This is a genomic window from Flavobacterium sp. KACC 22758 (assembly GCF_028736135.1).
Taxonomy (GTDB): domain Bacteria; phylum Bacteroidota; class Bacteroidia; order Flavobacteriales; family Flavobacteriaceae; genus Flavobacterium; species Flavobacterium johnsoniae.
Genome location: NZ_CP117878.1, coordinates 1025436 through 1050553, shown reverse-complemented (window position 1 = coordinate 1050553; position 25118 = coordinate 1025436). Strand labels below are relative to the sequence as shown.

Below are 25118 nucleotides of genomic sequence, written 5' to 3'. Positions count from 1 at the left end.
TAGCCACGAAATTGTTTCTTTTTCCGCCACGAATTCACGAATTTTCGCAAATCTCTTTATCTATTATTTTTTCAATTTCACAAATTAAAATTTGCGAAATTCAACTATAAGTATCCGTATAGATTAACGAAAATTCGTGAATTCGTGGCGGAAAAAATGGCGAAAAACTTAAAACGGATATCCAATAGCGATATTCAAAATCAGATTGTCTTTTCTCCAGGAACTGCTTCCAAAATTAATATCATCAATTACCCATCTTTGTCCGTCTGGCAAAGCAGGATTTCGAAGCGGCATGGCTAAATCAGTTCTTAATATCAGGAATGATAAATCAAAACGCAGACCTACTCCTGCTCCAACGGCAAGTTCTTTCATGAAATCTTTTGAAATTTCGGCACCAGGTTTGTCCGGATCGGCATGTAAAAGCCAAATATTACCTGCATCTAAAAATACAGCGCCTCTCACAATACTAAACAATTTTGCACGATATTCTGTATTGAATTCCAATTTTAAATCGGCTGATTGATCTGGTGTGTAATTAATATTTGTTGTCGTTTCTGGAATCACATAACTTCCCGGCCCTAAAGTTCTTGCTCTGAAAGCTCGAATACTGTTGGTTCCCCCCACCACAAATTGTTTTGAAGCTGGAAGTGTATTCGAATTTCCGTATGCAAATCCGGCTCCTACGATTAATCGGCTTGCGAGTTCGCTTTCTTTTCCTAATTTTAAGTAATGCCTGAAATCTGATTTGATTTTGACATACTGGCTAAACGGAACATCAAATATGGTTTTTACATTATTTGGATAATCTGCACCTGTTACTAATCCCGTTATGTTTCCTGCCAGATCTAATTCGCCATTAAAATAGATGGTGTTTTTTCGGCGCTTCTGCATTGTATTAGTATACGTGTAATTGTAAGTTGGACCAAAAATCAATTGTTTTTCAATTACTTTTCCTAAAGCAGGATCTTCCTGAATATCTTCTAAATATTCTGGCGTAACATGATTTGGACTTACATAAGTTACATCTATTACATTCAATTGATGTTCTTTGCGAATATTTTCTTTCCATAAATATCCAAATGAGGTATTAAAGGAATTTAAAGCATACAATTGTGTACGTTTTTGATATTCATAACGTAATGTTGCTTTGGTTCTTGGCACATACTCGCTGTTTCCTTCAATATTAAAAGGCGTAATGAATCTTGGCCAGGTTAAGCTGGTTTCGGCTCCAAGTTTATAAATGTTTTTTCCTTTGTTTACACCGCCCAACTGAAAATCGGCACCTCCAAAAATCGAGAAAGTAAACAATTCTGCTCCGCGAAAGAAATTACGATTATTCCAGTTTACATTTACTTCTGTCCCTGTATAACTTGCTGAATTGGTTTTTCCTAAAACCTCAACTCGTATAAATTTCTTAGGAAGAAGTGTGAGGTAATAATAGGAATCCAAAGCATTTTTGATACTGTCTGACGTTTTAAATTCATTTTTTACAAAACTAAAAGTTCCCAGATTTACAAATCGGTTCAAGGTTAGATTGTGATCTTTTCTATTATACAAATCTCCTTTTTTAAAATAGATTGTACGGTCATAAATTCTGGGCTTAAAAGTTTCGGCAGTATCTATAATTGTAAAATCTTTATACTGCTGAATATTTTTTTTCCTGTAAACCATGCTGTCATTGTTCAGCGAATAATTGGGATATACATAGATTTTATCAATTTTATAAGCCGTAAGTGCTTTTACAGGTGTATCGTCTTTTATTACCAGTCTAATATTGACTTCGTGATCGCCTTTACTGCTGTCTACTTTTGCTAAAAGATAATCTGGATTAAAATAGTAATAACCTTTTTCTTTTAATCTGGCGTCGATTCGTTCTCTTTCGGATTTAATTACATCCAGATCATACGGATTTCCAACTTTAAGCAGGCTTCTTCGGCTTGATCTTCCTATAATTCTGGACATTGCCAGTGAATCATCGGGAAAAATAACGCTTTTAATTTTGTATTGTTTTCTGGGCGTAACAGTATATTCGGCTGTAACTCTTTTGTTTCGAACAGTAGAATCAGCACTTACACGTGTTTTAAAAAAACCACGGTTTTCAGTAAAATTTCGTAAAACTGATGCATTATAATCTAAATCGACTTTACTAAAAAGTACTGGCTCTTCTCCAACCTTAGTACGAAGCCAGTATCTAAATCCTTTTTGTTTTTTTGGTTCGCCTGCTATATTATAAAACCATAATTTTGGACGTAATCCTAAAAATGTTTTGTTTGGTTTTGGACGAAGAAGACCTTCGAGCTCGGTTTGCAGTGCTTTTCTATCTTTCTTTTTCATAATAGAATCTTTCACTTTTACAGAACCGCCTGTATAAAGCAAATCGCCTTCCGGAAGATATTTTGTATTACTGCATCCAAAAACAAAAAACAGGCATAGCAGTACAAAATACTTTATAAAATGATTATTTATATGATTATGTTTTTTGTTCATTTCCTTCAATTTGATTTTCCTGCAATTTCTCCTTCTCTTTTTCTTCCTTTTTTTTCTGTTTTTCCTTTTCTTTTCGAAGCTTTTCTTCTCGAATTAATTCTTTTTCTTTTTCACTGCGATGGAAAAGTTCTCTAAATTTATTGTAACTCATCGTGATAATAAAAGCAACACCTGTTTCTACAACCTGTCCTTCTACTGCAACCTGATATTGATTTTTTCTATAAGCACGAACCATATAACGTCCGTCTTTTGTCAATTGATAATCTAAAGCAACATCACCCGCAATATTTGTGCTTTCTTCATTGGCACGCTCTGCTCCTTCTACGCCAAAACTGCTTCCAACGGTTACTTTTAATCTGTCGTCCAACAGTTTTTTAGAAACCTCCACATTCAGATCAGTTCTGTTTTGCATGCTTCCCGAAGTATAATCTTCAGACGATTCTAAATCAAAATTGACTTCAAATCCTGTAATTAATTCTCCTGCCAGGTTATTTAATTGCTGAGAAAGTATTTTACTAACACTTTGTCTCGCCATTGTTTCAGCACTTATGCCGCCACTTTGACTCGCGAACGGATTTTCACCTACAAAACGGTTTAATAATAAAAGTGCAAAAACTTGTTTATTTAATTCTGCAGGATCTTGTTCCAGCTGTTTTAATTTATTCTGTGTTGTTGTAACCACATCTGTCGAAACATTATAATTTCCTTCCGGCAATACAATTCCAAATGAAATTTCAGGCTTCATCAATTCTCCATTCATTTTCAATAAAGTCTGAAACGGAAGCTTTTGTTTGTAGGTATTCTGAACTGCTTGTTCCATTCCTGATAACTGATTTCCCAGTAAATCAATTGGTGCCGCATTTACCTTGTAAATAGCTGTAATATTTAAATTAGCCATTGTTGGTTCGCCATTCCAGGTAATATAACTTCCTTTTTGAATATCGAATTTCCTTTTTATTCCGTTAAAATTCATTTCATAAGCACCGTCTGAAAACTCATATTTCCCGGTCAGAGTCGTTTTTCCTGATTGGTCAATTCCGCCCACCAATTCTGCTTCACCTTTTAAATTTAAATAATCGCCATTTGCCTTATCAATCAGCAAGGTCAATTCTGCTTCTTTATCAATCGAAATGGCAACATTTACGTCCATTCCTTTTAATTCAGACTGATCGAGTTTATTCTGCAAGTCGACCGTTTGTTTCAAATACATATTATCTTCATTCACAAACTCAACAATTCCTTCACGATCAGCGATTGAAGGATCTGACTGCGGCAGGACAACCGTAAATTTGGTTTCTTTATTGATTTTAAGCGTTCCGTCGACAACAGGACTGTCCAGATTTCCTTTGATATTCAGTTTTGTATCCAAAAACAAATCGCCATAAAACAAATCATTGTCTTTTGCTTTCGAATTTATGGCTCTAAAATCATCGGCTTCGACAACTAAATCGAAATTGTATTTTCTAAAATCAGGCGATTTTATATTTCCGTTTACATATAATTCATTGTCGTTTTCATCAAAAAGAGAGAATTTATCAAATGTAATTGTCTCATTACTAAAAGTGATTTTTTCGTTTTTAGTTTTAAAATACGAGTTGAGCTGTGTTACTCTAAAACCAGTATCGTTAAAATTTAATTCTCCATTAATTTTTGGCTGCGAAGTGTTTCCGGTAACTTTAAAATTTCCTGATAAATATCCCGTTCCTTCGGTAATATTACCCATTGTAAAGCCTTGAATGCTTTTTATATTTAGTCTATTGATGTCGATATCAAAATCAAAATTTCCGGCATCAAGCTGATAATCTCCTGTTAGTTTAAGATCATTTCCTTCATCGCTTAAAGTTACATTTGCGGCAAGAGTATTAGCAGTTTTGTTGTCTACTTTAATTTCTAAATCGCCGACTTTTTCTCCTTTAAACGCAAAATCATCAATTTTTAAATCTGATGTAAAAGTCGGGTTTGTCATTACGTTTTCGACCAGAGCATTTCCGTTAATTAAACCCTGCATTAAAACTTCATCTTTTTTGACCATATTCATAATAGTCTCAATTTTGAAGTTTACAAAATCAACCTGCAAAGGAGCATTATCCTGCGTTCCCTGCGACTGGACTTTTAATTCATTTCCGTTATTGTTGAGATTGAATTTGTTTACATACAATCTTTTTTCTCCAAATTCAATGGCGTTTTCCGGATCAAGATTCCATTTATCATAATTTAAAACAAAGTTCTCGGCATTGAGTTTTACAATGTTTTTAGAATCTTCTGTTTTAAATTCTCCTGCTACATAATATTGCTGTTTTTGTTTGGCATCCTGAACTTCGAGAGCATAAGTCAAAGTATTATTTTGTACATCGCCTTTTAAAGTGGTAAACGGTATTTTCAATGAACCACCTTCTATTGTGGCAATAGAAATAGAATATTCTAAAGCATTTTCTTTGGCTTCGATATTTATTTTCCCGTCAGAGATTGTGTTGTCTCCATAAGTAATTCTTGGTATAGTTCCTCTTACTTCTAAAGAATCTGTTGCATTATTGTACTTTCCGGTAATTTTAATTGGTTCTAACCCTGTTAGTTTCGGAATCAATTTAAAAAGAATCGGATCGTTGTCTACTGTTAATGTAAATGCAAGTCTTTGTTCATCAGATTCTGCTTTTGCTTTTGGCGTTTTTAAATCAATATATTTCGATAGTGATTTTTTAACTGCATCGGCAAGCGTGGTTAATTTATATTTTCCGTCGACTTCGGCTTTTAAAAACTGAGATGAGATTTTAATATTATTTCGGGTATTATCTGAAAACGCAATTACACGAACAGAATCCATAACAATTGGCTCAGCATCTTGTAAAATCTGAACATTAGACAAGAATACTTTCCCGTTTAAAAAATCGGGATTACTATTAGCAATATCTGCGTCTATATTTCCACGAAGTTTCATTGGTCCCGCATGCAGATTCAGCTTTTCTAAATCGGCAATATCTAAATTCAGTTTTAATTTTATAGTTGGGTACTTGTCTTTTGTGTCACCGCTGGCTGTTAAATCAAAATTGAGGTTTGGATCTTTCATTCCGGATTTTACAGCAAATGAACCGTTTGCAATGTTTCCTTTTAACGCTAAATCTCTATAGGTATAGCCGTTAAAAGCTGCTTTTTGAACCAGACCGTCTATTACAGCATTAGCAGTTTTAGGATCTAAACCATTTCCTTTGACTTTTGCTTTAAGTGTAATTTTTCCAATTGAATCATTTTTGATTAATCTTCCCAAATCAAAATCCAGCAAATATACTTCGGCATCGTATTTCTCTTTTTTCTTGATTCGCTGGTCGAATAGTGCATCGATTTTTGCGTTTCCAAAACTGCTGTTTAAAGCTAAATTGGTTTTAAAGTTTTGAACAGAACCTTTAAATTTTCCCTGCAGATTTAATTGTGAGGGTAATTGAATGTTTTTAGGAATAGTTCCAGCCGGCACAAACATATTGATATCTTTTGATGTGCTCGAAATTTTTTTAATATTCAAATCATAATACGCTTTTTCGGCATCAGGCAGTCCGGTTATTTTCCCCGAAAGGGAAACTTTTGTAGTACCAATACCGCTCATTTCGAATTTTGCAATATTCAAATCTTTAACTTTTCCGCTTACACGGCTGTCTACATATAAAACAGCATTAGTATTGCTTTTAAACGGATTTGTTTTTTGAAGATCAGGCACAAACAATAAAATGTCTTTGAAACCAATTTTAGACTGTTTTAAATTGGCATCAACAGTGAGATTTCCTAACTCTTTTTGCAGTGATGCAAGCGATTTATATTCGGCTTTTATTTTGTCTTGTACTAATGTCTGCGGAGTTTTTAGATACAAGTTATCTAAAGACGCATTTTTAGGTCCGTAAAAGAAATCAGTTTTTAAAGCCTGAATCTGTAAACCGCGTTTTTCATTTACAGTCAGTTTTTTTATATTTCCCGAAATTGTGTCATTTCCGTAGTATAATTTCTCGGCTTCAAAATTAAATTTACTCAAATCTAAATGGCTGTAATCGATTCCTTTTGCGGTAGGTTTAGACTGCATATCATCAAATTTAAAAGCCACGTTTTGTATATTGATTTTGTTGAGCCTGGCTTTCCAGCCTGCTTGTTTAATTGCAGTTGTGTCTAAGTTTGGTGCGTTGATTTCTTTGTCTTTTAGCCCTAATCGCAAGTTTCCGCTAAGATTTTTTAATTCGAAAGTATCGAAATCTAAAAATTGTTTGTTTAAATCAATTTCATTAACGGATAAATTCAGGTTTCCAAGTTTTATTCCCGAATCTAATTTTGAATCTTTGTTATCGTAAAGGATGTCAATTTTTGAAAGACTGATTTTTTTAAGATTTAAATTGAAATCCGGACGTTTTGAAATAGTATCAACAGTTTCAACTGAAACTTCGGCGATTTTTTCGACAACATCCTGATCTAAAACCAGTTTTAATCCGTCAAGATTGATATTTGGAATATTAAATTTCATGTTATCCAAATCGAATTCCTTGAATTTAGTATCGAAATGTGTCAGGTTTACCCGAATATCATTTTTAGCATAATCGTCTTTAAAATTAAATTTAATGTTATCCAGATTTACTTTTACAACTGATATTTTGAATGGTTTTGCATTAGGATCTTCAACTTTTGGCTCTTTAGATTCAAATGCTTTTATGATATAATCAAAATTGAAAACGCCGTTTTTGTTTCGGGAAATATTTGCTTTTACCTTTTCAAGTGAAACAGAATTGATTTCGAGTTCACTGCTTACAAGTTTAAAAAGGTCAACATCGACCTCTAAACGTTTACCAGCCAATAAAGTATCTTTCTTTTGGTCTTCAAAATAGAAACCTTCCAGAACTACATCTTTTGGAAATTTTATCGAAATATAATCTAAGGAAACTTTGGTTTTTATTTTATCCTGAAGATAAGTAACCGCTTTATTTTTAACGAAATTTTGAACCGATGGAACCTGAATTAATATAATAAGAAGCAATAAAAGTGCCACTAAAGAAACCACGCACCATACCAGTACACGAAGTGTTTTTTTTAAATAATGAATGGGTTTCTTATTCATAGGTCAATAAAATACAGGATTTAATTACTTCTGAAAAAAGCAGGGTTATACATCTTACAAAAATGTAAATTTTAAACCTTTAACAATTTACATAATTATTGGCAATTATTCTAAAATTTCACTATTAAATAGTTAATTTCTTACTTTCTTGCCGCGAATAGAAAGGTCGTATGGTACAAACATCTTTGGGTTTACACCAAATATGCTGTTCATTGGTAAAAGCGATATTTACTGAAGATTAGAATTTAATGTGCGGTAATTTTTCTCCTAAAAGATTTATTTTCTGCTGAAGTTTAGCTAAGAATTTTTGGTGTTGTTCAGATTCTGGATTGAAGCTTCTGTGTCGAAGGCTTTTTTGAATTTCGTCTACTTCCTGCATTATTAAAACACTTTCTTGCGAAATGTAATTTTCGCTGAACAGTTTCCAAATGTAATCAATCGCAATTTGATTGGGGTGAAGCATATCTTCATTATAAAAACGATAATCGCGAAGTTCATCCATCATAATTTCGTAAGAAGGGAAATAGTTATGAGTTATGAATTGTGAATTAAGCGTTTTTAAAACTTGATGTAAAGCCGAAAACAAATGAGATTTACTTAACTGGTTTTCTATAAATCCATCTTTTATGTGTCGCACTGGCGAAATCGTAAAAATGAAATTAATATCAGGATTTAAAACCTGAATTAAATCTATTATTTTTTGAATGCTTCTCTGAATTACATCAACAGATAATAATTCTTTTGAGAATTGTTTTTGCGGGACTTTATGACAATTGGCGGCTATTTGCTCACTTTCGAGGTTTCTGTAAACCCAGGAAGTACCAAATGTAATGATGATATGTGAAGCTTCTTTTAATTGTTTATTGGTTTCTGTAATAGCTTTATTGAGCGTTTCCAGTAATTCCTGCCTGTCAGCATTGCTTAAATCAGAATGAACCTCAAAACTATGCCAGCGCTCGTTGTAAAAGAAAACGTCTTTTTCTGTAAACCACTGTTTGGCACAAACTCTTTCAAACAACTTTTCAATTGAAACAGGATTAAAAATAATCCCAAACGGATTGGTTTCATTTTGAAATTTAAAATAATCAAATTTCCCAGCCATATTTTCTGCAAAACAAGAACCAACAGAAAGTATTTTCGAATTATAATCAATCGGATTATTACTTTTTGAAATTGGAATTTGGGTTCTGAATTGCATGATTTTTAAATTTAACCGCGAATTTCACTAATTTTCACCAATAAAAAAACCAAATACGGAAAGTATTTGGTTTTTATAATAAAGTGTATAATCTTTAATTAATAAGTATACTCGTTTATTTCATTAATTGTTGTTCCATCATTTTTATAGTTGGTAATTTTTGATGGGTAATCATTTGCATCATATACAATTTCTCTTTTGTATACATTTGCGGCATCTCCATCTTCATATGATGCAGTATATTTTATAACATTATTTACAGAACTAACTGATCCTTCGCCTTCACTATGACCTATTAATAAATTAAATCCTAAGATATTTTTAAATGGATTATTTTTATTGTCATATTCATATACAGCTGTAAATACACTGCCCGTTTCTGAATCTGTTTCAACACTTTTTACTAAATTTCCGTTTGCAAAAGTCAATACCTCAACAGTACTGCTTTTTGTTTCAACTCCTGTTTTAGTATTTATCCTGTAATGCTCTTTTTTTATTGTTCCATCTGCGTTATGTATGTATACATATCTGCTTTGATATTCTCCATTAGGAAATTCCGCCGAAAATCCTTCTGCAAATGTAGACTCAGTTAATTTTCCGTTTGTATATTTATAACCTACAATATCGCTGATAATATCTTTACCGCTTTCAGTATCATAGTTAATCTCTTTAACAATTTGACTGCCTTCATAAGTATAATCAGTTCTTCCAGCCTCATCTTTTACACTTACAACCTTATTACCATCGTAAGTACTTACATATGAAGAGTTGTCTGAAGGATATTGTATATTAGAATATTTAATCGTTCTTGGTAAAACAACATTACTATCCTGATTATCATCGCTTGAACAAGACGTTAAAACTAATGCTAAAGCACTGAAAAGGCATAAAATTTTTTTCATTTTGACTTTGTTAAATTTATTACTGCAGCAAACATAACACAACCAAAAATCAAAACCTTACGGGATTCCACATTAAGATAAACAACACTACTCTAACACTTCTTAACACACTAATACTTATCAAAATATATACTTAATTATATTTGATAAGAAATCAAACCCAAAAAAAACATTGATAGCTGCATCTGTAAAAAAAATACATTTTTAATAACAAAAATGAACTTCAGAAACTAAAACAATTGCTTACTTTTGCATCTTCCATTTTTTTAAATACTCTATGAAATTATTATATTCTTATATAATCAAACATAAACTTTTGTTGTTTTTTGCTTTGATTATGGCCTCGATAAACATTTGTTTCAGTTTATCAGATTCTATTATTACCGGTAAATTAATGCAGGACTGCGGGGTTGGTCTGCATAAATACGACGGAAATGCTGCCGGCTTTATTAAATCTTTATCTTTCTGGCTTGGGCTTTCACTTGGTGCGGCCATGATTTCCAGAATTACCAAAAACTTTCAGGATTACTTTACCAATGTCGTGATTCAGAGAACCGGCGCTCAAATGTATACTGACGGAATTAAAAAATCTTTAGATCTTCCTTATGCTGAATTTGAAGATCAGCGAAGCGGTGAAACTTTGAGCAAATTAACCAAAGTACGTTCTGATTCAGAAAAATTGATTACGCTTTCTATTTCGCTTATTTTTCAAACCATTATCGGATTTATATTTGTGATTCTCTATGTTGCCCGCATTGATTACAGAATCTCGATTATCTTTTTAATTACTGCACCAATTATTGCTTTGGTAAGCTCTTATCTGGGTAAAAAGATTAAAATTGTTTCGAAAAAAATCGTGAACCAAACCAATGCTTTGGCGGGTTCTACAACGGAGAGTTTACGAAACATCGAATTGGTAAAAAGTCTTGGTTTGACTTATCAGGAAGAGAAACGTTTAAATCTAAACACTTTTAAAATCCTGCAGTTAGAATTAGAAAAAATCAGATTTATTCGAAGCTTGAGTTTTATTCAGGGAACAACGGTTCACTTTTTAAGAACCTGTGTGGTTTTTACTTTGTACTATTTCTTATTTGGAGGAAAAATTATTGTGGGTGATTTGCTTACGATGGTTTTCTTTACATTTTTCATTTTTGGTCCGCTTCAGGAACTTGGAAATTTCATTATAGCATTGAATGAAACCAAAGTATCTATGGAGAATTTCAAAACTTTATTAAGTGCTCCAAAAGAATTTCGTCCGCAGAATCCAAAACACGTTGGGGCAATTCAGTCATTGTTATTTTCAAATGTGAGTTTTCAGCATAAAACTGCCAAATTTAAAGCTGTAGAAAATATCAATTTCGAAATCAAACAAGGACAGACTGTTGCCTTTGTTGGTCCGTCTGGTTCTGGAAAAACAACTTTAGTAAAACTATTAGTTGGTTTATATACTCCAGCCGAAGGTCAGGTTTTATACAATGATATTGATTCAACAGATATTGATTTACTTGATTTGAGAAAACAACTTGGATTTGTAACTCAGGATGCACAATTATTCTCTGGAACTATTCGCGAAAACTTATTGTTTGTAAAACCAAATGCAACCGACGAGGATTTATACGACGCTTTAAAACGAGCAAGCTGCGATAAACTTTTAAGACGTGCCGAAGATGGTTTAAATACTACAATTGGTGAAGGCGGAATCAAAGTTTCGGGTGGAGAAAAACAGCGTTTATCTATCGCCAGAGCTATTCTAAGAAATCCGAATTTATTGATTTTTGATGAAGCAACTTCTGCTTTGGATTCAATTACCGAAGAAGAGATCAACGATACGATTCGAAATATCTCAGACAAAAACCGAATCACGGTTTTAATCGCTCACCGTTTATCAACCGTTATGCATGCTGATAGAATTTTTGTTCTGGAACAAGGTAAAATCATCGAGCAAGGTAAACACGAAGATTTAATTGTTGAAAAAGGATTGTATTACGCTATGTGGCGCCAGCAAATTGGCGAGCGTAAATAGTTCTTTCAAAGGTTCTGGGACTAAGTTTTTTGAATAGCGTCCAGCTTTAGCTGGATGGATAATAAATTAAAGTTGAAAGGCTTTAGCCAAACATTATGGTTTGGCTAAAGCCTTTTGATTATTCCCATTTCGTCATCCAGCTAAAGCTGGACGCTATTGAATCCATATTAAATGCAAAACCCGACAGGTTTTTAAAACCTGTCGGGTTTGTTGTGAATTATAAAAACTTAGTCCCTTAGTATCTTAGAACCTTAGCAGCTTTAACTATTTAACGAAATCCACAGCTTTGGCAAGCGCCTCTGCAATTCCATCAACATTTTTACCTCCTGCTGTAGCGAAGAAAGGCTGTCCTCCTCCTCCGCCTTGGATGTATTTACCTAATTCGCGAACTACCTGCCCAGCGTTTAAGTTTTTGGCTGCTACAATTTCTTTAGAAATATAACAAGTTAACATTGGTTTTTCTTCGTGTGCCGTTGCGAAAACTACAAATAAGTTGTTATAAGAACCACCTAATTCGTAAGCTAAATCTTTTGCCCCCTCTGGGTTTAAATCAACTTGCTTTGCTAAAAACTGAACGCCATTGATTACTTGTAATTCTTTAGCTAAATCAGCTTTCATATTTTTAGCTTTATCTTTTAATAAAGCTTCTAATTGTTTTTTCAACTGTGCATTTTCATCTTGTAATGCCAAGATCGATTTCACCGGATCCTGAGCATTTTTAAGTGCTTCTTTAATTTCTGCTAAAGAAACAGCCTGAGACTCAAAATATTCTTTTGCTGCTTCACTTGTAATAGCTTCGATCCTTCTAATTCCTGCTGCAACAGCACCTTCTGAAACAATTTTAAAATGCCAGATATCAGATGTATTCGCAACGTGAGTTCCTCCGCATAATTCGACAGAATCACCAAATTTAATGGTACGAACTAAATCTCCGTATTTCTCTCCAAACAAAGCAATTGCTCCATCTTCAAGAGCTTGTTCTTTTGGAATAGCCCTTTTTTCAATTAATGGCAAACTCTCACGAATCCTTGCATTTACAAAGTTTTCTACTTCTAACAACTCTTCATCAGTCACTTTAGCAAAATGAGAAAAGTCAAAACGCAATGAAGCATTACGAACCATCGATCCTTTTTGCTCAATGTGCGTTCCTAAAATCTTACGTAAACCTTGGTGCAATAAGTGCGTAGCCGAGTGATTTGACGAAGTTTTAGCTCTCTGGTTTGCATCAACAACTGCATTAAAAGTCCCAGTAATATTTTCCGGTAACGATTGTGTTAAATGTATCGTTCGGTTATTCTCTTTTTTAGTATCGATAATATACACGATATCACCGTTTTGAGCTTCCAGATATCCTTTATCTCCTGTTTGTCCTCCGCTTTCTCCATAAAATGGCGTTGCATTGAAAACCAATTGGAAAATCTCACCATCTTTAACACTTTCAACTCTGCGGTATTTCGTGATTTTCACTTGTTGTGATAATCTGTCATAACCAACAAATTCCTGAATATCATCTTCTACAATTACGTTCCAGTCACCAGCAGTTACTTTTGATGCTGCACGAGATCTTTCTTTTTGCAATTGCAATTGTTCCTGGAATCCTTCTTCGTCTAATTTCAATCCTCTTTCAGAAAGAATCAAAGCAGTTAAATCAATCGGGAAACCGTATGTATCGTACAATTCGAAAGCTTTTTTACCATCAATTGTATCTCCTGTATTATTTAAAATTACAGCATCTAAAAGAATTAATCCCTGATCTAATGTTTTCAGGAATGAATTTTCTTCTTCACGAATTACATTCGAACAAAGTGCTTTCTGCGTTCTGATTTCCGGGAAAGAATCTCCCATCTGCTCGCTTAAAGTTTCAACCAATTTATAGATAAACGGCTCTTTTGTTCCTAAGAAAGTAAATCCGTAACGAATAGCACGACGTAAAATTCTGCGAATTACATAACCAGCTCCTGTGTTAGATGGCAACTGACCATCTGCAATAGCAAATGCTACCGCACGAACGTGATCTGCCACTACACGAATAGCAATATTCATTTTATTTTGTTCTTCACTAATGCCTGTTACATCATTAGTTGTATATTTTGCACCTGTAATCGTTTCGATTTCTCTAATTAATGGCATGAAAACATCAGTATCATAGTTTGATGTTTTTCCTTGTAATGCCATACACAAACGCTCAAATCCCATTCCGGTATCTACGTGCTGTGCTGGAAGTTTTTCTAGAGAACCATCCGCTTTACGGTTGAATTCCATGAATACATTATTCCAGATTTCAACAACTTGCGGGTGATCGTTGTTTACCAGACTTTTTCCAGAAACTAAAGCTTTTTCTTCTGCAGAACGTAAATCAACGTGAATTTCAGAACAAGGTCCGCATGGTCCTTGGTCTCCCATTTCCCAGAAGTTATCTTTTTTATTTCCAAGAATAATTCTGTCCTCGTCGATTAATGTTTTCCAGATATCCCAAGCTTCCTGGTCAAACGGAACGTTATCTTCTTTGCTTCCTTCAAAAACAGAAACATAAAGATTTTCTTTTGGAATTTTATACACTTCTGTCAATAGTTCCCAAGCCCAGTTAATTGCTTCTTTTTTGAAGTAATCACCAAAAGACCAGTTTCCTAACATTTCAAACATAGTGTGGTGGTAGGTATCAATACCAACCTCTTCAAGATCGTTATGTTTTCCTGAAACACGAAGACATTTTTGCGTATCGGCTATTCTAGGACTTTTTGGAGTTCCGTTTCCTAAGAAAAATTCTTTAAACTGGGCCATTCCCGAGTTATTGAACATTAAGGTTGGGTCGTCTTTAAGTACAATAGGAGCTGAAGGAACAATAGTATGACCTTTACTCTCAAAAAAATCTAAAAATTGTTTACGTACGTCTTGTGATTTCATATTTAAATTAGAAAATGTGTCTGTTTAAAATGTGTTGATTTGATAATGTGACAATTAGAAATTCTATCAAATTAATAATGCGTTAATTTTAAAATCGAAAATTAAAAACTTATGTTTTACAACAATAAATTGCCTATTTTGCGCATTATATAATTTATGTAATTCCCCCAAATTATCAAATTATTTTGTTCTTGTAAAAAAGTCCCCGAATAACTGCAGCATTTAGCCATTTTGTTCGTCTAAGTTATTTTACAAGCTGCAAAAATAGCGTATTTTAAAATATGGCGAAAGTAAAATATTATTACGACTCAGAAAATCTGGCTTATACGAAAATAAAAACCAGAAAAAGAATAAAAATTGGTTACGCATTACTGTTTTTAGTGGCTTCGGCATTGTTTGGCTTTTTAGTTTTTGTACTTTTAATTAACACACCTTACTTTGAAACTCCAAAAGATCGGCTTCAGGCACGTGAAATTGAAAATTTAAAACTTCAATATTCGATTTTGAATAAAAAACTGGACGAAATCGACGCTGCTGCAGATGCCCTGGAAGAACGAGATAATAATATTTACCGGGTGTATTTTAATAAAGCAGAAATTCCCGATTCTATTAGAAAAGCGGGTTTTAGAAATCCTGAAAGATATAAAGCATTAGAAGGTTACAATAACTCGCAGCTGGTTTTGAATACCACAAAAAGAGTAGATAAACTTTCAAAAGAATTAGCAATTCAATCTAAATCATTAGATGAAATATTGAAATTAGCCGGAGCAAAAGAAAGTTTATTATTGGCAATTCCGGCAATTCAGCCTGTGCAGAATGAAAATTTAAAACGTGTTGCTTCTGGTTTTGGATACAGAATCGATCCTTTTACAAAAGTGAGAAAAATGCACAACGGAATGGATTTTACTGCCAACACAGGAGCTCCGGTTTATGCCACTGGAGACGGCGTTGTGGCAAGAGCAGATGACACAGCTTCAGGCTTTGGAAACCATGTTGTGATCAGGCACGGTTTTGGATATGAAAGTTTATATGCGCATTTAAGCAAATACAACTGCAGACCCGGACAAAAAGTCAAAAGAGGCGACGTTATAGGTTATGTAGGAAGTACCGGAAGATCTGAAGGACCACATTGTCATTACGAAGTACACAAAGATGGAAAAGTCGTAAACCCGCTAAACTTCTATTACGGCAATATTTCGGCAGCAGAATACGTCGCAATTTCGCAAATGGCAAACCAGGAAAATCAGTCATTAGATTAATACTGCAAAAAGTATTATTTTTGAAATAAATTAGAAATAAAAAAACATGCATATTGAGCTTTCAAAAGATAAAAGATATTACAGCATTGGCGAAGTAGCCAAAGCCTTTAATGTCAATGCATCCTTGATACGATTTTGGGACAGCGAATTTGATATCCTGAAACCTAAAAAGAACGCCAAAGGCAACAGAATGTTTACTCCGGAGGATATAACCAATCTTCAATTGATTTATCATTTGGTAAAAGAAAGAGGTTTTACACTTGAAGGAGCCAAAACGCATTTAAAAGAAGGTCAGAAGAAAACGTTAGATAAATTCGAAATAATACGTAAATTAGAGTCCATAAAAACGCAATTAAACGACATCAAAAACGAATTGTAATTAAAAATAGAAATAAACTTAAATTAAACAAATATGAAAAAGTGGTTAATCCCTGTGGGAATTATTGTAGCATTTATCGCTATCATCGCATTTTGGTCGATTGGAATTAAAAATACTGCTTTACAACACAGTCAGGCTGTAAATAAAGAATGGGGTAACGTACAAACGGCTTACCAAAGACGTAATGACCTTATTGGAAATTTAGTAAACACAGTAAAAGGTGCTGCTGATTTTGAAAAATCAACTTTGACAGCGGTAATCGAAGCTCGTGCAAAAGCTACATCTGTAACAATTGATCCAAGCAATGTAACTCCAGAGCAATTAGCACAATTTAACCAGGCACAAAGCGGTGTAAGTTCATCATTATCTAGATTATTAGTTTCTGTTGAACAATACCCAACTTTAAAAGCTAATGAAAACTTCCTAAAATTACAGGATGAACTGGCTAGTACAGAAAATCAGATTTTAACAGCTAGAACTCGTTTTAACGAAGCTGTACAAGTTTACAACGGATATGTTTTAAAAATTCCTAACAACTGGTTCTTGAGCGAGTATAAAGAAAAACCATACTTCGAAGCTTCTACAGGAGCAGACAAACCAGTTGAAGTAAAATTCTAATTTTTTTTAGACCATAATCTAAAATCTACAATCTTAACTCTAAAATATTTCCCATGTCAAAAGTAGAAGATTTCTTAACCAAAACAGAAGAGCAGGAAATTGTTGAAGCTATTCGTGTGGCTGAAAAAAATACTTCTGGCGAAATTAGGGTTCATATAGAAAAAACAACTTCTAAAGCTCATTTCGACAGAGCTTTAGAAGTTTTTCATGAATTACGAATGAATGAAACTAAATTGCAGAATGGCGTACTGCTCTATTTTGCAGTTGAAGATAAAAACTTCGTGATTTGCGGCGATAAAGGAATTAATGATCTTGTTGCTGATGACTTTTGGCATTGCACAAAAGACATTATGACAAATCATTTTAAAGCCGGCAATTTTAAACAAGGAATTGTAGACGGTATTTTGAATGCCGGTGAACAGCTTAAAAAATATTTCCCATCTCAGGAAGACGATATAAACGAATTATCTAACGAAATCTCTAAAGGATAAATAATGAAAAATTCCAAAAATAAAATCACAAATTCCAATAGAATTTTTCAGTTTAGTTTTTTGTTTATCGCGTTTTTTATCTGCAATACTATTTTTGCACAATTTGATATTCCCAAAAAACCAGATTTTCAAACTTCTGTTTACGATTATGCCAACGTTTTAAGTGCTTCTGAGAAAACACAATTAGAAGAAAAATTAATTCGTTACTCAGATTCAACCTCAACCCAAATTGTTGTTATTACCATCGAAAGCCTTAAAGGCGAAGATATTGGAATCCTGACACCAAAATGGGCGCAGGAATGGGGAATAGGACAGGCTAAAGAAGACAATGGTGTTTTAATTTTATTGGCTAAAGCTGAAAGAAGAATCTGGATTTCTCCTGGTTATGGTTTAGAAGATCGCTTGACAGCAGGAATTGGCGGCGAAATTACCCGAAATATTATTATCCCTGAATTTAAAGCAGGAAGTTATTACCGCGGACTTGATAAAGGTGCGGATGCACTTTTTGATGTTTTTAAAGGAAAATATAAAGGCGAACGCAAACAGTCTAAAGGAAACGATTTTCCAATACTGCCCTTTATTGTTATTGTTGTAATTGTTTTAATTTTACTTTCCAGAGGTAAAAGAGGCGGTGGAGGAAATTCTGGCAGTAATGGCGGAGGCCCAAGCCTGATGGATGTAATTCTTTTAAGCAGTCTCGGCAGAAGCAGCGGCGGTGGATTTGGAGGTTTTGGCGGCGGATCATCTGGCGGAGGCGGAGGCTTCGGCGGTGGATTTGGCGGAGGCGGATTCTCTGGAGGAGGTTCTGGAGGAAGCTGGTAGACAAAGAAAAAAGTTTTCAGTTAACAATAATTAATAATTTCATACTTTTACAAATTACAATTTAATATAGATGTTATCACATAAAGCAAAATACGCCCTTAAGGCCTTACTTTATTTAGCAGAACAAGACGAAAATCACATTTCCAGAACTGTGGAAATTGCTGATGGCGCTAATATTCCTAAAAAGTTTTTAGAACAGATTCTATTAGATCTAAAACGAGGACGTTTTGTAAGCAGTAAGCAGGGAAAATTTGGCGGATACTATCTGATAAAATCCAAAAATGACATCACTCTGGCAGAAATTCACCGATTATTTGACGGTGCAATTGCACTTTTGCCATGTGCTTCTTTAAATTTTTACGAGCCTTGCTCTGATTGTAAAACCGAGTCTGAGTGCAGTCTGCGTCACGGTTTAATGCTTATTAGAGACAAAACTTTAAAGGCAATGGAAGGTATCACAATCGCCTCATTAGTAAAAAAATAAAAAAATATTTTCTAATTCCTAGTAAATCGATAGAATTAATATTTATATTTGCACAAAATATTTAACTAACCATTTACAAAATTTTTAACATGAAAGTACATTTTAGTTCATCAGGTGTCACAAAACTTTTGCAAAATAACCAAACAAAGCTTTCTGCTTCTGTAAAAAGAAATTCATCTATGATGTGTATATGTTGATTTAAAAAAATTTATTTTAAATTCTACTAATCACATATACTTAATATAAAAATGAAAACATCAATACAAAATATCTTTACAATATTATTCTTTTTAACCTTCTCTATCTCATTCGCTCAAAATATTGAAGGTGTAGTTACAACAAGTGAAAATGTTCCTTTAGAAGCCGTAAACGTAGTAGTTAAAGGAACTACAAACAGTGCTGTTACTGATAACAGCGGTAAGTTTGTAATCGATTCTAAAGGAAGACTTCCTTTAACCCTTTTAATTCAGTATGTAGGTTATACAACTGCTGAAATCGAACTTACAGCAATCCCAGCAAATCCGCTGCAAGTTGCACTTAAAGAAGAAAACGAACTTATTGAAGTTGTCGTTTCTTCAAGAAGAAGAATCGAAAAAGTTCAGGATGTGCCAATCGCTATTTCTGTAATTACAGGAAAACAGGCAGAACAAACCGGAGCTTTTAACGTAAACCGTATTAAAGAATTAGTTCCATCGGTACAGCTTTACTCTTCAAACCCAAGAAATACTGGTATTAATATCCGAAGCTTAGGTTCTCCTTTTGGATTAACAAACGACGGAATTGATCCGGGTGTAGGTTTTTATGTTGATGGTGTTTACTATGCTCGTCCTGCTGCCACTACTTTAGATTTTATTGATGTAGAACAAATCGAGGTTTTACGCGGCCCTCAAGGTTCTTTATTTGGAAAAAATACAACTTCGGGAGCTTTCAATATTACTACCCGCAAACCAAGTTTTACTTCTGGTGCTGATTTTGAGGTTAGTTATGGAAATTATTCTTTCTTACAGGCTAAAGCTTCTGTTACAGGTGCTCTAGGTAAAAAAGTGGCAGGTAGATTATCATTTTCAGGTACTTCACGCGACGGTTTAGTTGACAATATTGCAACTGGAAGATCTACAAACACTTTAAATAATCAGGGAATTAGAGGACAATTACTTTGGACTCCAACTGTAAATACAAATGTTATTTTTGCTGCTGATATTACAACGCAGCGCCCAGATGGATATGCGCAGGTTGTTGCTGGTGTTGCTCCAACACAAAGAGCAGCTTACCGCCAGTTTGATGCCATTATTGCCGATTTAAATTATAAATTACCAAGTTTAAATGCTTTTGACCGTAAAATCGATCAGGATACACCTTGGCGTTCTAACCAGGATATGGGAGGTTTCTCTTTAAATGTTGACACAAAAATTGGAGGCGGAACTCTTACTTCTACTACAGCATGGCGTTTTTGGAACTGGGATCCGTCAAATGACCGAGATTTTACAGGATTACAAGTTTTGGCCAAATCTCAAAACCCTACAAGACAAACACAAATTACACAAGAGGTTCGTTACGCCGGGCAGATTACTTCTAAAATAAGCGGTGTTGCCGGAGTATTTTTTATCGACCAGACATCACAGACTGATGGAACTGAGGAATCTGGAAATGCGCAATGGAGATTTTCTCAAAGCACAACAAGTAACTTATGGAAAACACCAGGACTTTTTGAAGGATACGGAATTAAAACTGATGCAAGAATCAGAGCGTCTAGTGCTGCTGTATTTGGACAAATTGACTGGGCAATTACAGATCGTTTACACATTTTACCTGGTTTAAGATATAATTTTGACAAAAAAGACGCGCATTACGCACGTACAACATACGGAGGTTTACAAACAACAGATCCACAATTATTGGCTTTGAAAAAACTGGTTTATTCTGATCAGGCTTTTGATTCAAGTACTGACAATACTGACTTTTCTGGAAACATTACGGTTACTTTTAAAGCTTCAGACAAAATCAATGCTTACGGAACTTTTGCAAAAAGCTACAAACCAGTTGGTGTAAACGTTGCCGGACTTCCAACCAATTCTGCAGGCCAGCCATTGCTTGATCTTGCGGTTATTAAACCTGAAAAAGTTTACCATTATGAAGTGGGAGTAAAAACTTCTCCTTTTAGAAACTCAATCTTCAATATTGCATTATTTAAAACTGATATTAAAGATTTCCAAACTAACGTTCAGGCAGCTGAATTGGGTGTAAACCGTGGTTATCTTGCCAATGCTGATAAAGTACGTGTACAAGGTGTTGAAGTAGATGGAAGTTTTGTTATAAGTCCAAACTTAACAATAAATGGTGCCGTAACTTACACTGATGGTACTTATGTGAAATTTACAAATGCACCGCTGCCGTTAGAAGAAACAGGAGCTCCAGTATCTTTCAAAGACGTTTCAGGAACTAATCTTCCGGGTGCTTCAAGATGGGCAGGATCATTAGGCGGTGAGCTTTCTGATAATGCAAGATTCTTTGGAAACGCAGGAAAAGTTTTCTTAGCTGTTGATTCTTATGCACGTTCTGAATTTTCATCAAGTCCTTCGGCTTCAAAATATTTAGTCGTTCAGGGTTATGCAATTTTTAATGCCCGCTTAGGTTTCCGCGCATCACAAGGTTTGTCTGTTCACTTCTGGGGTCGTAACCTTTTAAACAAAGATTACTACGAACAATTATTGCCAGCAGGTGGTAACGCAGGACAATATGCTGGTGTATTGGGAGATCAAAGAACTTACGGAATAACATTGAAATACAGTTTATAAACATATAAAATAAAAGCTAAAAACTAAATCAACGGGATATGTGTAAAGCATATCCCGTTTTTTTATTTTCTAAAATCCTAAATCAAACTCTCATTTGATTTAGGATTTTTTATTATAAAAGCTCCTGTCAGACAATATTTCCCTCCTCAAAAAATACCTTATTTTATTATTCTTTAAACTTTTAGGGGCATTTTAGGGAAATTCTACATAATAAATTTGCTCCTTTTACACCATTTACACAATTCTTAAAAACCAATTTTCAAACATTAAAATGAGCAAAATGAACAAAGTAAAACAGTTTTTAACCTAAGTGCAACTCTTGTATTAACAACATGTTTTTTATTAACTGGATGCAAGAAAGGAAACACTGCTGATTCAGCAAGCGAAACTACACGTTTTATAAATGGTACTTATGCTATTTTGACGATGCAGAATCAAGGAGACTACAATTTAGTTGGTGGTCAGGATAGCAGCATGAAACAACCTATAAAACAAATGCTGCAACAATGGTGGTCAATATCTGATTTAAATTCAGGAATGAAACAAGTTCAGGAACTTACATCTGAAAACGGAAAGCACAGCAAAGAATTTGTTGATGAAGTAAAAGAACTTGGCATTGATAAAATGAGTAAACAAGAGTTTGAAACTAAACTAGCTCTTATTACAGATCCTTAGCAAAAAATTCACTTACAATTATTATATGATGCTTATACTGATCTTGGCTATAATGCCATTTTAGGATGGGATCTTGGAAGAGCTAACTTCCTGTTGACCAGTTTTTATGTAGCTGGTTTTAATGATAAAAATACAGCTTTAGACAAAGCATTAGAAGTTTCAAAACGTATCCAAAAAACTTTTAAATCATGGGATGAATACAACAGAAGCTATATGTATGGCTATTTATACTGGAGTAAAGAAGACCCTAAAGACAACTCATCAAAATACGTTGAACGCCAAGGATTTATTTCTAAATTGAAAGAAGACACAAAAAGTCCGTTTCAGGTAAAATGGGATACGAAATTAGAAAAAGACTGGAAATAATCTTGTAATACTTACAATCTAAAATGAGTAATACAATACATGGCGTAAGCCTTTCTGAATATGCTGCCGCAATTGGTGCATTAACGACTCAGGCAATTGATAATAACGCTATACTTAACGCTTTAAATATTACTTATGAACAATGGACAGAGGTATGTACCAAATATCAATTTGCTGCCTTGCAAAATATGGGCACATATATGCAGTATTATAGTAATCCGGCGTTATGCCCTAAATTCAGCTATCTGGCTGGGGATGAAAAAATCGATACTAATTCTGAAGCGAATTCAGCCTTCAGCCAGTTAATGAATAATTTTTCAGGATTATTTGGCGGTGGTGATGACGATGACGATGATGACGATTTCGGAAACATTGAACCTGTACCTGATGACAAAAAAGAACTGCTTTCTATTGGTTCTATAATATTACACCAGCATCCTACAGATACATTTGAAATCAACGGTTATAAAAGTGATTTAAAAGACATGCTTGAAAATGCGTGGAATATTACAGATCATGAAGACGCAGTTGAAGTACTGGAATGACTGAAAGATGAAGGCCACAGAGAAAAAGAAGCAGAAATTGACGAAGATACTGAAGATGATATCAAAGAATATGAACAGGCACTGGCTCCTGCTTTAAAACTAAACATTGATGAAAACGGAAATCCAACTGACATTGATGCCTGGGATATTGAGCGTATAGGTTCTGTAGCAAGATATTGTTATGCTGCCGGATATATAGACCAGCAAACTTGTTTACAATATCTGGAAACTGCCAGTAAAATGGCAAAAGAAAGATATACTAACTGGTCTGAGTATGCTGCATCATTTATGACTGGCCGTGTATTTATGTACGGAGGCAGTCCTGTAGACTTTGCAACCGTTATATTAGGCATGCTGAGCAGCAATACGAGCATTTGGAATACTTATCCATTAAAGTAATCTTATATTACTTTTTACATGATTATTTTTTAGAGGGACTTATAGTCCCTCTTTTTCCAACAGCTATATAGTAGATTTTTTTACCGTAGTAAAAGATAAATAATTGCATAATTAAAAATACAATGAACAATAACAACATACAAGAAATCCTTTTACGAGAACATAATCGTGATAAAAAATTATCCTATTATGCTTTCGCTCTTTATGCAGTAATCGGCTTTATAGTTATAACGGTTTTATCACGTGTTTTTCTGTCGCGCTTTACTGGGAACGGAAATACAAGTACTCCTATTTATTACAAATTGATTATACCTGTAATTCTTATTGGGTTTGGGTTTTCAATATTTAAAAAAATAAAAGCACTTAACAATCGTCATTTATTAATAGAAAAGCTTTTTAATGATCTAAATGCTGAAAAAAAAGCTTCATCAATAACACAATTTGTTGATTACAAGATAACACTGCCATTAGGCAAAATCAGAGTAAGACTGTATCCTGTAAATTTCCTTTGTTTTTCAATACAAAATGAAGTCTACAATTTACCCGTACCTCCAGGTATTGAGCCCGATTTTAAGGTTTTATTAAGCGGTGTAAATATTGATCATGTTAATAATTTAAAAGAAAATCTTAATAGCGATAAGGTCATTGAAACTATCGAATCTGTTCCTTTAAAAACAATTCCTGAATTTAAGGAGTATGCTGATACTGAATTGGCTCCTGTATTGGAAAACCTTGAAAAAAGCCGAAAAAAAGGATTGAATTTTTCGATCATTGGAATAGTTTTTTCTGTTTTAATAGTTGGAGGATTCATGTTCTTTAATTATACAAAAGCAGCTGATCTTGCCAGCAATCCAGAAAATGCTTCTTATGGAAGTTCTATTTTTATAGTATTTGGAATACTTTGTGCCATAATTTATCTGGTATACATACCAATTATGAAGAAAAAACATAAGCAGATTGTAGATTCGGGAGAAAATTACACTTCGTTTAAAGAACAGATTTTCAAAAAAATGATTGCTTTTATTAACCCATCTTTTCAATATGTAGAGCATGGCTATATTGGAGCAAGAGAGTTACACGAACTTGCCATATTTAGAGATAAAAATTATGATGTTACAGGAAATGATCAAATACTGGGCAGTTATAACGGGGTTCCATTTCAATATTGTGACTTGTATATGAGCCATACTCCAACTTTTCGTTTACAAAACGAATCGCCTGAAGAAGTTTTTTCAGGACAATTTTTTATGGCTAAATTCAATAAAACATTTAGTACACAAATTGTAATTTCTCCAAAGGCCGGAATTTCAGAATATATTATTGGTAATTCTTTTTCTTCTAACATAGTGAAACCTTCTGGCAAGATAATACTGGAAGATCCTGAGTTTACAAAAATGTTTGATGTTTATGCTAATGATCAGGTAGAAGCGCGTTATGTTTTAACACCAGCCACTATGCAGAACATTAAAGATATTGCACATAAAGCGAAAGGAAATCTGTTCTTCTTTTTTATAAACAATAAAATAATTGCGGCAAACAATAATCGCATAAACAAATTTGAAACAGGAGTAACTACGAAGTTAAATCCTGAATTACTTGTTTCGTTTTATGAAGATTTATACAAACAGTTTTCAATTATTGATGATTTAAAACTGAATATCAATATTTGGAAACAACAAGCTAATTAA

Annotated in this window: 18 protein-coding genes; 13 read left to right on the top strand and 5 right to left on the bottom strand. The window is 33.9% G+C overall.

All coding sequences use genetic code 11. From position 1 onward, the window contains the following. Positions 1–168 precede the first annotated feature (168 nt). The 4 genes from tamL to PQ462_RS04585 form a co-directional block, all read right to left on the bottom strand. Positions 169–2487 (bottom strand): translocation and assembly module lipoprotein TamL, encoded by a 2319-nt coding sequence (gene tamL, locus PQ462_RS04600; protein ID WP_274252518.1) that lies wholly within the window; start codon positions 2485–2487, stop codon positions 169–171. Next, complete coding sequence (locus PQ462_RS04595; RefSeq protein ID WP_274252517.1) at positions 2471–7570, bottom strand: translocation/assembly module TamB domain-containing protein; 5100 nt, start codon at positions 7568–7570, stop codon at positions 2471–2473. Before PQ462_RS04595 ends, tamL begins: the two co-directional genes overlap by 17 nt. A gap of 238 nt (positions 7571–7808) precedes the next feature. After that, a complete protein-coding gene (locus PQ462_RS04590; protein WP_274252516.1) occupies positions 7809–8768 on the bottom strand; it encodes a GSCFA domain-containing protein in 960 nt (319 codons plus the stop codon). A 98-nt stretch (positions 8769–8866) separates the two neighbouring features. Beyond that, on the bottom strand, positions 8867–9670 hold the full coding sequence (locus PQ462_RS04585) for a hypothetical protein (protein WP_274252515.1): 804 nt from the start codon (positions 9668–9670) through the stop codon (positions 8867–8869). Positions 9671–9947: 277 nt separating this feature from the next. Between PQ462_RS04585 and PQ462_RS04580 the strand changes: the two genes are divergently transcribed. Next, positions 9948–11693, top strand: a complete 1746-nt coding sequence (locus tag PQ462_RS04580) for an ABC transporter ATP-binding protein (protein WP_012023971.1) — start codon at positions 9948–9950, stop codon at positions 11691–11693. A 264-nt stretch (positions 11694–11957) separates the two neighbouring features. On the opposite strand, the gene alaS is transcribed toward PQ462_RS04580, so the two are convergent. Next, on the bottom strand, positions 11958–14597 hold the full coding sequence (alaS, locus tag PQ462_RS04575) for an alanine--tRNA ligase (protein ID WP_274252514.1): 2640 nt from the start codon (positions 14595–14597) through the stop codon (positions 11958–11960). Between the two features lie 281 nt (positions 14598–14878). On the opposite strand from alaS, the gene PQ462_RS04570 reads away from it, so the two are divergent. The 12 genes from PQ462_RS04570 to PQ462_RS04515 all read left to right on the top strand — a co-directional run bounded on the left by PQ462_RS04570 (position 14879) and on the right by PQ462_RS04515 (position 25118). Beyond that, on the top strand, positions 14879–15856 hold the full coding sequence (locus PQ462_RS04570) for a peptidoglycan DD-metalloendopeptidase family protein (protein WP_121362115.1): 978 nt from the start codon (positions 14879–14881) through the stop codon (positions 15854–15856). Between the two features lie 46 nt (positions 15857–15902). Next, entirely contained in the window at positions 15903–16235 is a 333-nt protein-coding gene (locus PQ462_RS04565) for a MerR family transcriptional regulator (RefSeq protein ID WP_012023968.1), read from the top strand. Positions 16236–16268: 33 nt separating this feature from the next. Continuing rightward, positions 16269–16853: a LemA family protein gene (locus PQ462_RS04560; protein WP_012023967.1), complete on the top strand. Its 585-nt coding sequence runs from the start codon at positions 16269–16271 to the stop codon at positions 16851–16853. Between the two features lie 53 nt (positions 16854–16906). After that, positions 16907–17344: a TPM domain-containing protein gene (locus PQ462_RS04555; RefSeq protein WP_274252513.1), complete on the top strand. Its 438-nt coding sequence runs from the start codon at positions 16907–16909 to the stop codon at positions 17342–17344. A gap of 3 nt (positions 17345–17347) precedes the next feature. Continuing rightward, entirely contained in the window at positions 17348–18166 is an 819-nt protein-coding gene (locus PQ462_RS04550; RefSeq protein WP_274252512.1) for a TPM domain-containing protein, read from the top strand. A gap of 70 nt (positions 18167–18236) precedes the next feature. Continuing rightward, entirely contained in the window at positions 18237–18650 is a 414-nt protein-coding gene (locus PQ462_RS04545; RefSeq protein WP_012023964.1) for an RrF2 family transcriptional regulator, read from the top strand. Between the two features lie 248 nt (positions 18651–18898). Next, a complete protein-coding gene (locus PQ462_RS04540) occupies positions 18899–21445 on the top strand; it encodes a TonB-dependent receptor (protein WP_274252510.1) in 2547 nt (848 codons plus the stop codon). Positions 21446–21871: 426 nt separating this feature from the next. Further along, positions 21872–22120 (top strand): hypothetical protein, encoded by a 249-nt coding sequence (locus PQ462_RS04535; protein ID WP_274252509.1) that lies wholly within the window; start codon positions 21872–21874, stop codon positions 22118–22120. A gap of 6 nt (positions 22121–22126) precedes the next feature. Beyond that, positions 22127–22486 carry a DUF1266 domain-containing protein gene (locus PQ462_RS04530; RefSeq protein ID WP_274253712.1) on the top strand — a complete coding sequence of 120 codons (360 nt, stop codon included), beginning with the start codon at positions 22127–22129 and terminating at the stop codon, positions 22484–22486. Positions 22487–22509: 23 nt separating this feature from the next. After that, positions 22510–23031, top strand: a complete 522-nt coding sequence (locus PQ462_RS04525) for a hypothetical protein (RefSeq protein ID WP_274252508.1) — start codon at positions 22510–22512, stop codon at positions 23029–23031. Continuing rightward, positions 23032–23430 (top strand): DUF1266 domain-containing protein, encoded by a 399-nt coding sequence (locus tag PQ462_RS04520; protein ID WP_274253711.1) that lies wholly within the window; start codon positions 23032–23034, stop codon positions 23428–23430. A gap of 122 nt (positions 23431–23552) precedes the next feature. Beyond that, a complete protein-coding gene (locus PQ462_RS04515; protein ID WP_274252507.1) occupies positions 23553–25118 on the top strand; it encodes a DUF3137 domain-containing protein in 1566 nt (521 codons plus the stop codon).

Excerpts from the sequence above, each read along its gene's own strand:
- tamL (WP_274252518.1), bottom strand. The coding sequence starts at position 2,487 with ATGAACAAAAAACATAATCATATAAATAATCATTTTATAAAGTATTTT.
- PQ462_RS04595 (WP_274252517.1), bottom strand. The coding sequence starts at position 7,570 with ATGAATAAGAAACCCATTCATTATTTAAAAAAAACACTTCGTGTACTG.
- PQ462_RS04590 (WP_274252516.1), bottom strand. The coding sequence starts at position 8,768 with ATGCAATTCAGAACCCAAATTCCAATTTCAAAAAGTAATAATCCGATT.
- PQ462_RS04585 (WP_274252515.1), bottom strand. The coding sequence starts at position 9,670 with ATGAAAAAAATTTTATGCCTTTTCAGTGCTTTAGCATTAGTTTTAACG.
- PQ462_RS04580 (WP_012023971.1), top strand. The coding sequence starts at position 9,948 with ATGAAATTATTATATTCTTATATAATCAAACATAAACTTTTGTTGTTT.
- alaS (WP_274252514.1), bottom strand. The coding sequence starts at position 14,597 with ATGAAATCACAAGACGTACGTAAACAATTTTTAGATTTTTTTGAGAGT.
- PQ462_RS04570 (WP_121362115.1), top strand. The coding sequence starts at position 14,879 with ATGGCGAAAGTAAAATATTATTACGACTCAGAAAATCTGGCTTATACG.
- PQ462_RS04565 (WP_012023968.1), top strand. The coding sequence starts at position 15,903 with ATGCATATTGAGCTTTCAAAAGATAAAAGATATTACAGCATTGGCGAA.
- PQ462_RS04560 (WP_012023967.1), top strand. The coding sequence starts at position 16,269 with ATGAAAAAGTGGTTAATCCCTGTGGGAATTATTGTAGCATTTATCGCT.
- PQ462_RS04555 (WP_274252513.1), top strand. The coding sequence starts at position 16,907 with ATGTCAAAAGTAGAAGATTTCTTAACCAAAACAGAAGAGCAGGAAATT.
- PQ462_RS04550 (WP_274252512.1), top strand. The coding sequence starts at position 17,348 with ATGAAAAATTCCAAAAATAAAATCACAAATTCCAATAGAATTTTTCAG.
- PQ462_RS04545 (WP_012023964.1), top strand. The coding sequence starts at position 18,237 with ATGTTATCACATAAAGCAAAATACGCCCTTAAGGCCTTACTTTATTTA.
- PQ462_RS04540 (WP_274252510.1), top strand. The coding sequence starts at position 18,899 with ATGAAAACATCAATACAAAATATCTTTACAATATTATTCTTTTTAACC.
- PQ462_RS04535 (WP_274252509.1), top strand. The coding sequence starts at position 21,872 with ATGCAGAATCAAGGAGACTACAATTTAGTTGGTGGTCAGGATAGCAGC.
- PQ462_RS04525 (WP_274252508.1), top strand. The coding sequence starts at position 22,510 with ATGAGTAATACAATACATGGCGTAAGCCTTTCTGAATATGCTGCCGCA.
- PQ462_RS04515 (WP_274252507.1), top strand. The coding sequence starts at position 23,553 with ATGAACAATAACAACATACAAGAAATCCTTTTACGAGAACATAATCGT.